Origin of the sequence: Roseinatronobacter alkalisoli (assembly GCF_028745735.1) — a bacterium.
GTDB lineage: Bacteria > Pseudomonadota > Alphaproteobacteria > Rhodobacterales > Rhodobacteraceae > Roseinatronobacter > Roseinatronobacter alkalisoli.
In genome coordinates this window covers 14,043-27,314 of sequence record NZ_JAQZSM010000006.1, presented here as the reverse complement: position 1 = coordinate 27,314, position 13,272 = coordinate 14,043, and the positions used below count along the sequence as shown (strand labels likewise).

Below are 13,272 nucleotides of genomic sequence, written 5' to 3'. Positions count from 1 at the left end.
ATGGCCGGGCCTATGGCGTGGCGGGCTTTGCGCCTTTTGTTCCGCGCGAAAGCATGCCCCAACCCCCGAAACCGCCCGCAAACGGGATGCCCCGGTCTGATCTGATCATGCCATGGCGCCTCATCCCGCACGCCATGAACATCCCGCACGCCATGAAAAAGCCCCGCCTGCACCATGTGCTGCGGGGCTTTTCTATTGTTGTCAGAACCGAAGACGCTCAGTTCATTGTGGAAATGGTCTGCGCCAGGTCATCAGCTGTCTTGTTCAGCGCGTCCCGGTCATTTCCTTCCGCACTGGCCGCCTTGGCGCGGGTTTCGTCCAGCAGCGCCTGCAATGCATCGCGGCCTTCCTGACCCATCGGATAGGCGCGTTCGGCCAGAACAGATGTCGCGCTGGGGGTGATTTCCGCAAATCCCCCCGTCACGGCAAAACGGGTTTCCCCGTCCGCACCATTCACCACCAGCACGCCGGGGCGCAGCGTGGTGATCAGTGGCGCATGATCGGGCATGGCCGTCAGGTCGCCTTCTGCTGCCGGAATCTGCACCGAATACGCCTGAACGGATGTCAGCTTGCGTTCGGGCGAAACCAGGTCGAATTGCATCATGTCAGCCATAAGGCCCCCCTTAGGCCGCAGCGGCCAGCTTCGCGGCTTTTGCGATCACATCCTCGATATCGCCGACCATGTAGAAGGCGGCTTCGGGCAGGTGGTCATATTCACCGGCCACAACAGCCTTGAACGATGCGATGGTTTTTTCCAGCGGAACCTGAATGCCGTCCGAGCCAGTGAACACTTTTGCCACGTCGAAAGGCTGCGACAGGAAGCGCTGGATTTTGCGCGCACGCGCCACGGTCATTTTGTCTTCTTCCGACAATTCGTCCATGCCGAGGATGGCGATGATGTCCTGAAGCGACTTGTAGCGCTGCAGGATGCCCTGCACATCGCGCGCAACCTGATAATGCTCATCCCCGATATAGGTCGGGTCCATCAGGCGGGAGTTACTGTCAAGCGGGTCCACAGCCGGGTAGATGCCCAGTTCCGAAATCGCACGCGACAGAACGGTGGTTGCGTCAAGGTGGGCGAATGACGTGGCCGGCGCAGGGTCGGTAAGGTCATCTGCGGGAACATAGATCGCCTGCACCGAGGTGATGGACCCCGCCTTGGTCGATGTAATGCGTTCCTGCAGCGCGCCCATGTCGGTCGCCAGCGTCGGCTGATAGCCCACGGCGGACGGGATACGGCCCAGAAGTGCCGACACTTCCGAACCAGCCTGCGTGAAGCGGAAGATGTTGTCCACGAAGAACAGAACGTCGGTGCCCGACTGGTCGCGGAACTGTTCGGCCAGTGTCAGACCGGTCAGCGCCACACGCGCACGCGCGCCGGGGGGTTCGTTCATCTGGCCGTAAACCAGCGCCACTTTGGATTCCGCCAGGTTGTCGATATTGATAACGCCTGACTCCATCATCTCATGATACAGGTCGTTGCCTTCGCGGGTACGTTCACCCACACCGGCAAATACCGAATAGCCCGAATGCACCTTGGCGATATTGTTGATCAGTTCCATGATCAGAACCGTCTTGCCCACACCGGCACCACCGAACAGACCGATCTTGCCACCCTTGGAATAGGGGGCCAGCAGGTCGATGACCTTGATACCGGTGACCAGAATTTCGGATTCTGTCGACTGTTCGGCGAAACCGGGGGCGGGCTGGTGGATGGCGCGGCGTTCGGTCGCGGCAATCGGCGCGCCTTCGTCGACGGGTTCACCCACCACGTTCAGAATGCGGCCCAGTGTTGCGTCGCCTACGGGAACCATGATCGGCTCGCCCGAATCGGTGACTGCCTGACCACGGACCAGACCTTCGGTTGCGTCCATGGCGATGGTGCGCACAGTGCTTTCGCCAAGATGCTGCGCCACTTCCAGCACCAGCCGCTTGCCGTTATTGTCGGTTTCCAGCGCGTTCAGGATGGGGGGCAGTTCGCCGTCGAACTGCACGTCCACGACGGCGCCGATCACCTGTGTGATTTTGCCATTTGAAGCCATTATATGTCTCTCCGGGTTCGTCAGAGCGCTTCCGCGCCCGAAATGATCTCGATAAGCTCTTTGGTGATCGCGGCCTGACGCGAGCGGTTATACTGGATGGTCAGCCGGTCGATCATATCGCCCGCGTTGCGGGTGGCGTTGTCCATCGCTGACATCCGTGCGCCCTGTTCAGAAGCCGCATTTTCCAGAAGCGCGGTGAAGATCTGCGTGGTCACGGACCGTGGCAGCAGGTCTTCCAGAATAGCCTCTTCCGACGGCTCGTATTCATAAAGCGTTTCGGACTTGGCCGTATCGGTTTCGGGCACTTCGGCAGGGATGATCTGCTGCGGTGTCGGAATCTGGCTGATCACCGATTCAAAGCGGTTATAAAAGATGGTCGCCACGTCGAATTCACCTGCATCGAACAGGTCGAACACCTGTTTCGAAATACCGGCTGCATTCTCATATCCGACGCGCTTGACCTCGCTCAGATCGACATGACCCACCAGATGGGCAGACAGGTCACGCCGCAGTTGTTCGCGGCCCTTCTTGCCGACTGTCAGGATCTTGACAGTCTTGCCTTCGTTCAGCAGTTGCCCGGCGCGCACGCGCGCGGCCTTGACGATGGACGAATTGAAGCCCCCGCAAAGCCCACGTTCCGCAGTCATGACGACCAGAAGATGGGTCTGGTCAGACCCGCTTCCGGCCAGTAGCTTGGGTGCCGTTTCCGACCCCGCGACAGATGCCGCAAGGCCGTTGACCACATCTGCCATGCGTTGGGCATAGGGACGTGCCGCTTCAGCCGCATCCTGGGCGCGGCGCAGTTTTGCAGCCGCGACCATTTGCATGGCTTTGGTGATCTTGCGCGTCGATTTGACGCTCGCGATCCGGTTTTTCAGGTCCTTGAGGTTTGCCATACGCTACTCCTTGCCCCGCCCTCAGGCGAAGTCTTTCGCGAATTCATCCAATGCGGCGCGAATTTTCTCTTCCAGCTCGCCTTTGACCTTGCGGTCATTGACGGTGATATCATCCAGAAGCGCCTTGTGGCTGCCGCGCAGATGGGTCAGCAGACCTTTTTCAAAGCGGCCCACGTCTTTCACGGCAACCTTGTCCAGATAGCCCTGGGTGCCTGCAAAGATCACGCAGACAATCTCGGCATTGGTCATGGGTGAATACTGGCCTTGCTTCATCAACTCGGTCAGGCGCGCACCGCGGTTCAGCAAACGCTGGGTGGATGCATCAAGGTCGGAGCCAAACTGCGCGAATGCCGCCATTTCGCGGTATTGCGCCAGTTCCAGTTTCACCGGACCAGCAACCGATTTCATCGCATCGGTCTGGGCGGATGAGCCAACGCGCGACACCGAAAGGCCGGTGTTCACAGCCGGGCGGATACCCTGATAGAACAGTTCGGTTTCAAGGAAGATCTGGCCATCGGTGATCGAGATCACGTTGGTCGGAATAAAGGCCGACACATCGCCGCCCTGGGTCTCAATGATCGGCAGCGCGGTCAGCGAGCCGGCACCGTGATCTTCGTTCAGCTTGGCCGAACGTTCCAGCAGACGGGAGTGCAGATAGAACACGTCGCCGGGATAGGCTTCGCGGCCCGGCGGGCGGCGAAGCAGCAGCGACATCTGGCGATAAGCCACAGCTTGTTTCGACAAGTCATCATAGATGATCAGCGCATGGCGGCCATTGTCGCGGAAATGTTCGGCCATGGCGGTCGCGGCATAGGGGGCCAGGAACTGCATGGGGGCCGGGTCGGACGCGGTGGCGGCCACGACGATCGAATATTCGATCGCGCCGGTTTCTTCCAGCTTCTTCACCAGCTGCGCCACGGTCGAGCGTTTCTGCCCGATTGCGACGTAAACGCAATACAGCTTCTTGGACTCATCGTCGCCAGCAGCTTCGTTATAGCTTTTCTGGTTCAGAATGGTGTCCAGTGCCACAGCGGTTTTACCAGTCTGGCGGTCACCAATGATCAGTTCGCGCTGGCCACGGCCAATCGGGATCATGGCGTCAACCGATTTCAGGCCGGTTGCCATGGGTTCATGAACCGATTTCCGCGGAATGATGCCCGGTGCTTTCACATCGGCCACGCGGCGTTCAGATGTTGCGATCGGGCCTTTGCCGTCGATCGGATTGCCAAGACCGTCCACAACGCGGCCCAGCAGTGCATCACCCACAGGCACGTCCACGATGGATTTCGTGCGTTTGACGGTGTCGCCTTCCTTGATGCCTCGGTCGTCGCCGAAAATAACGATACCGACATTATCAGCTTCAAGGTTCAGCGCCATGCCGCGAATGCCGCCGGGGAATTCGACCATTTCACCGGCTTGCACATTGTCCAGACCATGGACGCGCGCAATACCGTCACCGACCGAGAGCACACGGCCCACTTCTGCGACTTCGACATCCTGACCGAAGTTCTTGATCTGCTCTTTCAGGATCGCAGAGATCTCAGCTGCTTGGATACCCATTTATCCGACCTCTTTCATGCTGTTCTTGAGGGCCGCGAGCTGTGCGCGGATCGACGTGTCGATCATTTGCGAGCCCACCTTGATGACAAGACCGCCGATAAGGGATTCATCGACGGCCAGTTTCAGTTTGATATCCTTGCCAATACGCGCTTTCAGCGTTTTGACAAGATCTGTTTCCTGCGCCTTGGACAGGGTCTGCGCGGCTGTCACCTCGGCGGTGACCTCGCCTTTCTCGTCGGCGATCCGTGCGCGCAGTGCGTTCAGCACCTGTGGCAGGGCAAACAAGCGGCGTTTGCTGGCCATCAGGCCCAGCGCACCAGCGACAGTTTGCGACAGTTTCATTTTTCTGGCGATTGCAGTGATTGCATTGGCAACCTGATCGCGCGTGTAAACGGGCGATGTGATCAGATTGCGCAGATCAGCGCTTTCGGTCAGCGCGCCATCCAGCGCGTCAACATCGGCTTCCAGAGATTTGAGCGTCTTTGACTCTTTCGCCAATTCAAAAATTGCAGTGGCATAGCGCGCGGCAATGCCAGAGGAGATCGAAGCTGGTTCGGACACGTCCACCCTTCCATCTTGTTTTCACCGGACCTCGCGCTGGCCCGATATCATGAATGCTACAGTTACGCGGCATATGAGGTCGGCGCGGGTTTAGCAGAGGTCCATTTCTGCCGCAACCGCGAAGGTAACCACTTCTTGATGTTCCGGGACATAAAATTACCCTGCTAGCGGGATTTCGTCACCGCTTTGTATGGCCCGCGCGCCTGTTTGCGCCATCGCGCCTGCGGCCGGGCGCGCATATGGCGGCTGATTCCCCCTTCCGCAGCAGGCGGGGCGCAGGGCATCGTTACCATGCGGGGCGCGCACCCGGTTGGGTAACCCCGTCCAGAACCCGCAGGGGTTTGCGCGATTTCACTGCCAGCCCGGTTGTGCCGGGTGTGTCGCTGATACGCCGCGCCTGCACCATCAGCACGCCCCCGGCATGATAGCGCGACAGTTTCTGACCGTATCTTTCCAGTGTCATGGCCCATCGCAACCAGCGTGTAGTGTCACGTGGCGGAAAGAACAGCGCCGCTGAATGGCCTTCGATGGCGAAACCGTGCATTTTCAGTTCGGTTTCGATCTGGCCCAGCGAATAGGGGCGCCCCAATGCAAAAGGTGTGCCATCGCGCCGCGCCCAAAGGCCCGAGCGGTTGGGAAGAATGAAAACTGCCTTCGCGCCGGTTTTCAGAACGCGCGCGGCATCTTCCAGCAAGGCAGCGGGCCGTTCCGACGCTTCCAGCCCGTGCAGCAATACCAACCGGTCAACACTGCCGGTGGCCAGCGGCCAGTTGGTTTCTTCCACCAGAACGGAATGATTTGCTGATTCCGCAGGCCAGTGCATGACACCTTGCTGTGCGGGCATCAGGGCTGTCACCCGCGCCGCTTCCGGCAGAAAGGGGCGCAGTAGCGGGGCCGCAAACCCGAATCCCGCAACCGTCAGCGCGGTGGTGTCCTTCCAGCACGCGCGCAACTGGTCGCGCATCGCCTTCTGGGCTGCCCGTCCAAGGGAAGTGGTATAGTAGAAGTCGCGCAGCGCACGGACATCGTGATGCATATTCTGCCCTTCACCCTTTGGTGATGCCTCGGTTGCACATGTCGCCCAATTGGCGCAGTCTTGGCGGGACTGTAACGGATGAAGGGGAAAAGATCATGCCTTTTGTGGTGCACGCAGTACCCTGTCTTGCTGATAATTATGCATATCTGATCCATGATCAGACGACGGGCGCGACCGCGGTCATTGACGTGCCCGAAGCCGCGCCCGTGCAGCAGGCGCTGGCCGCGCAGGGCTGGACGCTTGGCGATATACTGATCACGCATCACCACAGCGATCATATCGATGGTGTCGATGCCCTGCGCGCGGCAACCGGGGCGAAAGTCCGGGGCGCGCGCGCTGATGCGCACCGCCTGCCGCCGCTGGATCATGCGCTGTCAGATGGCGACAGTTTCAGCATTGGCAGCGAAACCTGCACGGTACTGGATGTGTCGGGCCATACGCTGGGGCATGTGGCGTTTCACTTTCCTGAGAGCAGGCTGGCCTTTACGGCGGACAGCCTGATGGCGCTTGGCTGCGGGCGTTTGTTTGAAGGCACGCCCGCCCAGATGTGGGACAGCCTGACAAAACTGATGGATTTGCCCGCAGATACTGTCATTTGTTCCGGGCACGACTATATAAAAGGTAATGCCGCGTTTGCGCAAACTGTGGATGGTGACAATCCCGACTTGCAAGCGCGCATTGCCCGGTCCAGAATGGACCGTGCGGAAGGACGGCCCATGGCGATTGCGCCGCTTGCGCTGGAACTGGCGACCAACCCCTTTCTGCGGGCAGGTGACCCCGGCATGAAGGCGGCACTTGGGATGGCGCAGGCCAGCGACGCCGAGGTATTCGCACATCTCAGGGCGTTGAAGGACAGGTTTTGACCGTTTGAACTGCTTAATCCTTGCGTGTTTTGCATCTTGGAAGCAGAGTTAAGGAAAAAACACTTGAACGACGGAAAATAAAACCGAAGTTTAAGAGTATGAGGCGAGACTGATCCAACGGTATGGGCCGAAGGATCAAACTATACAGGAGCGTCTGACGTGCCATCATTTTCTGCCACACTGGAACAATCCATTCACGGGGCGCTGGCCTTGGCCAATTCCCGGCGGCACGAATTCGCAACGCTGGAGCATCTGCTTTTGTCGCTGATCGACGAACCGGATGCCAGCCGCGTGATGCAGGCCTGCAATGTCGAACTCGATGAATTACGCAAAACCCTCAGCGATTTCATCGAGGAAGAACTGACCTCGCTGGTGACTGATGTGGAAGGGTCCGAAGCCGTGCCGACAGCGGCGTTCCAGCGCGTTATCCAGCGCGCGGCCATCCATGTCCAGAGTTCTGGCCGCAACGAGGTGACGGGCGCGAATGTGCTGGTCGCCATTTTCGCCGAACGCGAATCAAACGCCGCGTATTTCCTGCAGGAACAGGACATGACCCGCTATGATGCAGTGAATTTCATTGCGCATGGTGTGGCCAAGAATTCCAGCTTTTCCGAAGCGCGCCCTGTCAGTGGCGCCGATAGCGAACAGGCCGAACAGGCCAGCGCCGAAGAAAAGCCCAAGGAAACCGCATTGGGCAAATTCTGTGTTGATCTGAACGCGAAGGCCCGCAAGGGCGAAGTGGACCCCCTGATCGGCCGCGGCCCCGAGGTGGAACGCTGCATTCAGGTTCTGTGTCGGCGGCGCAAGAACAACCCGCTGCTGGTGGGCGATCCCGGTGTCGGCAAAACCGCTATTGCCGAAGGGCTGGCCAAGAAAATCGTCGAAGGGCAGACGCCGGAAATTCTGGCGCATTCCACCATCTATTCGCTGGATATGGGCGCGCTTCTGGCGGGCACGCGCTATCGTGGCGATTTTGAGGAACGCCTGAAATCCGTCATGCAGGAACTGGAAGACCACCCGGATGCAGTGCTGTTCATTGATGAAATTCACACTGTCATCGGTGCAGGCGCGACATCGGGCGGTGCGATGGATGCGTCCAACCTGCTGAAACCCGCACTTCAGGGTGGCAAGCTGCGTTGCATGGGGTCCACGACCTATAAGGAATTCCGCCAGCATTTTGAAAAGGACCGCGCGCTGTCGCGCCGGTTCCAGAAGATTGATGTTGTCGAACCCACGGTAGAGGATTCGATCAAGATCCTGATGGGGCTGAAACCCTATTTTGAGGAACACCACGATATCCGCTACACCAATGAAGCGATCAAGACCGCCGTGGAACTGGCCGCGCGCTATATCAATGACCGCAAACTGCCCGACAAGGCGATTGACGTGATCGACGAAGCGGGCGCTGCCCAGCACCTGCTGGCAGAATCCAGACGGCGCAAGACCATCAGCCCCAAGGAAATTGAGGCTGTGGTGGCCAAGATTGCGCGCATTCCGCCCAAGAATGTGTCCAAGGATGATGCCGAAGTCCTGCGCGATCTGGAACGCTCGCTCAAGCGTGTGGTCTTTGGTCAGGATACCGCGATCGAAGCGTTGTCATCGGCCATCAAACTGTCACGTGCGGGTTTGCGCGAACCGGAAAAACCCATCGGGAACTACTTGTTCGCGGGGCCGACCGGGGTGGGCAAGACCGAAGTGGCCAAGCAACTGGCCGACAGCCTGGGGGTGGAATTGCTGCGGTTTGACATGTCGGAATACATGGAAAAACACGCAGTTTCGCGCCTGATCGGGGCACCGCCGGGCTATGTCGGCTTTGATCAGGGCGGTCTGCTGACCGATGGCGTGGACCAGCACCCACATTGTGTGCTGCTGCTGGACGAGATCGAAAAGGCGCATCCGGATGTGTATAACATCCTGTTGCAGGTCATGGATCACGGGCAACTGACGGACCATAACGGCCGGACAGTGAATTTCCGCAATGTCATCCTGATCATGACATCCAATGCCGGGGCGACAGAACAGGCGAAAGCGGCAATCGGCTTTGGCCGTGACCGGCGCGAAGGCGAGGATATGGCCGCGATCGAACGCACTTTCACGCCGGAATTCCGCAACCGGCTGGATGCTGTGATCGGCTTTGCACCGTTGCCCAAAACGGTTATCGTTCAGGTGGTCGAAAAATTCGTGCTGCAACTGGAAGCGCAGCTTATGGACCGCAATGTTACCATTGACCTGTCCGAAGAAGCTGCGGCATGGCTGGCAGAGAAGGGCTATGATGACAAGATGGGGGCGCGGCCACTGGCGCGCGTCATTCAGGAAAACATCAAGAAACCCTTGGCCGAAGAACTGCTGTTTGGCAAACTGACCAAGGGTGGTCTGGTGCGCGTGCATGTGCGCGACGGCAAGATTGCTCTGACCGTCGAAGGGCCGGAAGCCCGGCGCCTGACCGGAAAGAACCCGCCTTTGCTGACCGCTGACTGAAAATGCCGGTCCCCTTTGTCCCATCTGCCGGGGAAGGGGATTTTCACAACCAGACGCCCGGACGTTGCGTCCGGGCGTCAGTGCATTCCGGACCCCGGCCATGTTGATCCCCATACGCGACCACAATCCGTCAGTGCGGCGGCCCTATGTGACCTATGCGCTGATTGTCGTGAATATTATGGTATTTGTCGGCTATGCGGACCTGTTTGTGCAGGACCGCGCGCTGATGCATTTTTTCCAGACCTGGGGCATGCTGCCTGCGCGCCTTGGCATGGGCGAAGGCTATGTCACGCTGCTGACGCATCAGTTCCTGCATGGGGATCTACTGCATCTGGGGTCCAACCTGTTGTTTCTGTGGATATTCGGAAACAACATGGAAGATGTCTGGGGCCATTTCAGGTTTCTGGGATTCTACCTGCTATGCGGGGTTGCCGCGGCGGGGTTGCAATTCGCGGCGGACCCGTCATCGGTTATTCCCATGGTGGGCGCGTCCGGGGCGATTGCGGGGGTTCTGGGCGGGTATCTGTTGTTTTACCCCCGCGCGCGCGTTGATTTGTTTTTCTTTCTGATCGTCATTTTTCGCATTATCCCGGCCCCCGCATGGGTGGTTCTGGGGGGCTGGTTCACGCTGCAGATACTTGGCGGGGTCTCGACACCTGCGAATGTTGGCGGCGTTGCCTATTGGGCGCATGCGGGCGGGTTCGTGGCTGGTGTGGCGCTGTCATTCCCGCTGTGGCGGCGGCTGGGCGGGCGGGCGTTCTGGACGCGCTGTCTGGGCCAGCCGCCACACCCCGAAGCGCGCTACCGTTTCGTCGCATCCAATGTGCCGAAATCGGGCAAACCCGCGCGGTTCCGCACCAGCCCCTGGCGCAGGCGGTAGAAGGCAACAATATCAGTTGGGCCGAAAGGCTGCCGCGCTCCGGGACTCGTCAATACCTGTTTCAGGCTGGGTCCCGCCGCCGGACGGGGCACCGCAACCTGTTCATATCCTGTCCGTCAGGCTGCGGTGTCCAGCAGATACTGCGCACGCGCCGGGTCGTCGGAAATGATCCCGTCCACACCCATCGCTATCATCCGGCGGATATCTGCGTCAGCGTTAACGGTCCAGACATTGACCGCCAGATCATGTGCATGCGCCTGCGCCAGTTCTGCAGGCGTCAGGTCGCCGAAATAGGGGCACCAGGCTTTTGCCCCTTGCGCGGCAATCAGCGCGGGCAGGCTGCCGCCGAAATCCTTGCGGTTCAGCCCGTCCATCAGCGCGCCGCCATCGATGATATTCGTGTCCTGTCCGGGTTGTTCAAAACTCAGATATGCGCGGGCAATGTCGGGCGCATGCACGCGCAGCGCCGACAGGACACGCCAGTCAAAGGATGACACCACCACCCGTGCTGCCAGCCCGGAATGCTGTACCATCCCTGCCACATCTGCGGCCAGTATCTCGGGGGCATCGCCCAGATCCGGCTGGTGGGCATGGGACTTGATCTCGATATTGATCAGCAGGTCGCTATCTGCCTGCGCCCATTCCAGAAATTCGGCAAGTGTGGGGATGCGCGCGCCATCCTGCGGGCGTTGCAGCGGGTAGCGCGCGGCATATTCCGTGGCAGGGTTCAGCCGCCCGATATCATAGCTGCGCAGTTCATCCACGGTCAGATCAATGACCTTCGGGCCGGGTGCGGGCAGCCAGTTTCCTTGCGCATCGCGGGTATGGGCCATGGGCAATAGCGGGTCATGGATGATGACCGGAACACGACCACGCGCATTCTGGACGTCCAGCTCTACTGCGGTCACGCCCGTTTCACGCAGATAGGCAAAGCCCGCCATCGTGTTTTCGGGCAGCACGCTGCGCGCGCCGCGATGCCCGTATATCCGCGGATGCCCCGCTGGGCGGCGCAAAAAATTGGTCATTCCTGCATGCCTTGATTAGGAAACGCGCTTTCCGGTGGCGCCGTCAAACGGGTGCAAATTGTCACGCCGCACAGTGAAGGACAAGGCCTGCCCTTCAATAACCGACGGGACATGTGGCAGGCGTATAATCATGTTTTCATGCAGCCCGTCGAATTTCAGGTGCAGATGGCTTTCGGCCCCTGCAGGTTCCAGCAGCAACAACTTACCTGTCAGAGACAGATCGCCATCGCCGGGCGTTTCAAGTGCGAGATCTTCGGGGCGGATGCCGATCAGATCCGCCGCTTGCGGCAAATGCGCCAGATTGTCGGATGCCTGCGTGCTGCGCAGATAATCCGCTGGCAGCATGTTCATGGCGGGCGATCCGATGAATCCTGCAACAAAGGTGGTTGCAGGGCGCGAATACACGTCCATGGGGGTGCCGACCTGTTCGATCTGCCCGCCGTTCAGCACCACCAGGCGGTCGGCCATGGTCAGCGCTTCCAACTGGTCATGGGTCACATAAAGTGATGTTGTGGCCAGCCGTTTCTGCAACTGCCGGATTTCGACACGCATCTGCACGCGCAGTTTCGCATCTAGGTTTGACAGCGGTTCATCAAACAAAAACGCTGCCGGTTCGCGCACAAGTGCGCGGCCCATCGCCACGCGCTGGCGTTGCCCGCCCGACAACTGCCGCGGCTTGCGGTCCAGAAAGGCACCGATTTCAAGCATTTCGGCGGCATCACGCACGCGGCGGTCAATTTCAGCTTTGGAAAACCCGCGGTTTTTCAAGCCATAAGCCAGATTGTTGAACACGGTCATATGCGGATAAAGCGCGTAATTCTGGAACACCATGGCAATATCTCGGTCTGCCGGTTCCAGATTGTTGACCACACGTTCCCCGATATGCAGCGTTCCTTCGCTGATGGTTTCCAGCCCCGCGACCATGCGCAGAAGCGTGGATTTGCCGCAGCCCGACGGGCCGACCAGCACAATCATTTCGCCATCCGCAATATCCAGATTGATACCGGTTACCGCGCGCACGCCGCCTGTATAGACCTTGTGCAGATTATCCATTGTAATGGAGGCCATGGTTTATTTCTCCGTCTCGGTCAGGCCTTTGACAAACAGGCGTTGCATGAACAGGATCACAAGGATCGGGGGCAGGGCGGCCAGAACCACCGTCGCCATGACCAGATGCCATAGTGGTTCGCTGTCCCCGCCGGTGACCATGCGCTGAATGCCCATGACGATGGTGTAATATTCGGGGTCAGTGGTAATCAGCAGGGGCCAGAGATACTGGTTCCAGCCATAGATGAACATGATCACGAACAGCGCCGCGATATTGGTGATGGACAGGGGCATCAGGATGTCCTTGAAGAATTTCATCGGCCCTGCACCATCCACGCGGGCGGCTTCCATCAGTTCCTCCGGCACCGTCATGAAGAACTGCCGGAACAGGAATGTGGCCGTGGCACTGGCAATCAGCGGGATCGACAGGCCCGCAAAACTGTTCAGCATGCCCAGATCAGCCACCACCTGAAATGTGGGCAGAATCCGCACTTCGATCGGCAGCATCAGCGTCAGGAAGATAACCCAGAAAAAGAAGATGCGGAACGGAAAGCGGAAATAAACGATTGCGAATGCCGACAGCAGCGAGATGGACAATTTGCCGATGGTGATTGCCATCGCCATGACAAAACTGTTCCACAACATGCCGCTGATCGGCGGCGTGCCTGCGCGCGAGCGCCCTTCGAGGATGACAGTCTTGTAGTTTTCAAGCGCATTCGGGCCGGGCAGCAGCGGCATGACCCCGCGCAGGAATGTGCCGGACGGATGGGTTGATGCGATGATCGCCACATAGACCGGAAAGATCACGATCGCCACGCCAAAGATCAGGATGATATGGGCCAGCAGATTGCCCCAACGGTTGTTTTCGACCATGTGCCGCGCCC

Annotated in this window: 12 protein-coding genes; 3 read left to right on the top strand and 9 right to left on the bottom strand. The window is 59.2% G+C overall.

Features of this window, described 5'->3' with window-relative positions:
* Nucleotides 1–217: 217 nt before the first annotated feature.
* The 6 genes from atpC to PUT78_RS08450 all read right to left on the bottom strand — a co-directional run bounded on the left by atpC (nucleotide 218) and on the right by PUT78_RS08450 (nucleotide 6,095).
* On the bottom strand, nucleotides 218–613 hold the full coding sequence (atpC, locus tag PUT78_RS08475) for an ATP synthase F1 subunit epsilon (RefSeq protein ID WP_274351824.1): 396 nt from the start codon (nucleotides 611–613) through the stop codon (nucleotides 218–220).
* A gap of 10 nt (nucleotides 614–623) precedes the next feature.
* Nucleotides 624–2,042 (bottom strand): F0F1 ATP synthase subunit beta, encoded by a 1,419-nt coding sequence (atpD, locus tag PUT78_RS08470; RefSeq protein WP_274351823.1) that lies wholly within the window; start codon nucleotides 2,040–2,042, stop codon nucleotides 624–626.
* A 20-nt stretch (nucleotides 2,043–2,062) separates the two neighbouring features.
* Nucleotides 2,063–2,938, bottom strand: a complete 876-nt coding sequence (locus PUT78_RS08465) for a F0F1 ATP synthase subunit gamma (protein ID WP_274351822.1) — start codon at nucleotides 2,936–2,938, stop codon at nucleotides 2,063–2,065.
* Between the two features lie 21 nt (nucleotides 2,939–2,959).
* On the bottom strand, nucleotides 2,960–4,498 hold the full coding sequence (gene atpA, locus PUT78_RS08460; protein WP_274351821.1) for a F0F1 ATP synthase subunit alpha: 1,539 nt from the start codon (nucleotides 4,496–4,498) through the stop codon (nucleotides 2,960–2,962).
* Nucleotides 4,499–5,059, bottom strand: a complete 561-nt coding sequence (locus tag PUT78_RS08455) for a F0F1 ATP synthase subunit delta (RefSeq protein WP_274351820.1) — start codon at nucleotides 5,057–5,059, stop codon at nucleotides 4,499–4,501. It lies immediately after the preceding gene.
* 286 nt (nucleotides 5,060–5,345) lie between these two features.
* Nucleotides 5,346–6,095 (bottom strand): methyltransferase domain-containing protein, encoded by a 750-nt coding sequence (locus PUT78_RS08450; protein WP_274351819.1) that lies wholly within the window; start codon nucleotides 6,093–6,095, stop codon nucleotides 5,346–5,348.
* Nucleotides 6,096–6,190: 95 nt separating this feature from the next.
* Between PUT78_RS08450 and gloB the strand changes: the two genes are divergently transcribed.
* The 3 genes from gloB to PUT78_RS08435 all read left to right on the top strand — a co-directional run bounded on the left by gloB (nucleotide 6,191) and on the right by PUT78_RS08435 (nucleotide 10,316).
* The gene (gloB, locus tag PUT78_RS08445) at nucleotides 6,191–6,958 is read left to right on the top strand and encodes a hydroxyacylglutathione hydrolase (protein ID WP_274351818.1); all 768 of its coding nucleotides are present in this window, start codon (nucleotides 6,191–6,193) and stop codon (nucleotides 6,956–6,958) included.
* A 159-nt stretch (nucleotides 6,959–7,117) separates the two neighbouring features.
* Nucleotides 7,118–9,436: an ATP-dependent Clp protease ATP-binding subunit ClpA gene (gene clpA / locus PUT78_RS08440; RefSeq protein WP_274351817.1), complete on the top strand. Its 2,319-nt coding sequence runs from the start codon at nucleotides 7,118–7,120 to the stop codon at nucleotides 9,434–9,436.
* 103 nt (nucleotides 9,437–9,539) lie between these two features.
* The gene (locus tag PUT78_RS08435; RefSeq protein WP_274351983.1) at nucleotides 9,540–10,316 is read left to right on the top strand and encodes a rhomboid family intramembrane serine protease; all 777 of its coding nucleotides are present in this window, start codon (nucleotides 9,540–9,542) and stop codon (nucleotides 10,314–10,316) included.
* A 116-nt stretch (nucleotides 10,317–10,432) separates the two neighbouring features.
* Here PUT78_RS08435 and PUT78_RS08430 read toward each other — a convergent pair whose 3' ends face one another.
* From PUT78_RS08430 to ugpE, 3 genes are read right to left on the bottom strand one after another with little or no spacing between them, the layout of a single operon-like run.
* On the bottom strand, nucleotides 10,433–11,341 hold the full coding sequence (locus PUT78_RS08430; protein ID WP_274351816.1) for a glycerophosphodiester phosphodiesterase family protein: 909 nt from the start codon (nucleotides 11,339–11,341) through the stop codon (nucleotides 10,433–10,435).
* Between the two features lie 15 nt (nucleotides 11,342–11,356).
* Nucleotides 11,357–12,409 (bottom strand): sn-glycerol-3-phosphate import ATP-binding protein UgpC, encoded by a 1,053-nt coding sequence (locus PUT78_RS08425; RefSeq protein WP_274351815.1) that lies wholly within the window; start codon nucleotides 12,407–12,409, stop codon nucleotides 11,357–11,359.
* A gap of 3 nt (nucleotides 12,410–12,412) precedes the next feature.
* A complete protein-coding gene (gene ugpE, locus PUT78_RS08420; protein WP_274351814.1) occupies nucleotides 12,413–13,261 on the bottom strand; it encodes a sn-glycerol-3-phosphate ABC transporter permease UgpE in 849 nt (282 codons plus the stop codon).
* Nucleotides 13,262–13,272: the final 11 nt, after the last annotated feature.

Coding starts and splice junctions, on each gene's coding strand:
- PUT78_RS08465 (WP_274351822.1), bottom strand. CDS start 2,938: ATGGCAAACCTCAAGGACCTGAAAAACCGGATCGCGAGCGTCAAATCG.
- PUT78_RS08430 (WP_274351816.1), bottom strand. CDS start 11,341: ATGACCAATTTTTTGCGCCGCCCAGCGGGGCATCCGCGGATATACGGG.
- PUT78_RS08425 (WP_274351815.1), bottom strand. CDS start 12,409: ATGGCCTCCATTACAATGGATAATCTGCACAAGGTCTATACAGGCGGC.
- PUT78_RS08450 (WP_274351819.1), bottom strand. CDS start 6,095: ATGCATCACGATGTCCGTGCGCTGCGCGACTTCTACTATACCACTTCC.
- atpC (WP_274351824.1), bottom strand. CDS start 613: ATGGCTGACATGATGCAATTCGACCTGGTTTCGCCCGAACGCAAGCTG.
- atpA (WP_274351821.1), bottom strand. CDS start 4,498: ATGGGTATCCAAGCAGCTGAGATCTCTGCGATCCTGAAAGAGCAGATC.
- atpD (WP_274351823.1), bottom strand. CDS start 2,042: ATGGCTTCAAATGGCAAAATCACACAGGTGATCGGCGCCGTCGTGGAC.
- gloB (WP_274351818.1), top strand. CDS start 6,191: ATGCCTTTTGTGGTGCACGCAGTACCCTGTCTTGCTGATAATTATGCA.
- ugpE (WP_274351814.1), bottom strand. CDS start 13,261: ATGGTCGAAAACAACCGTTGGGGCAATCTGCTGGCCCATATCATCCTG.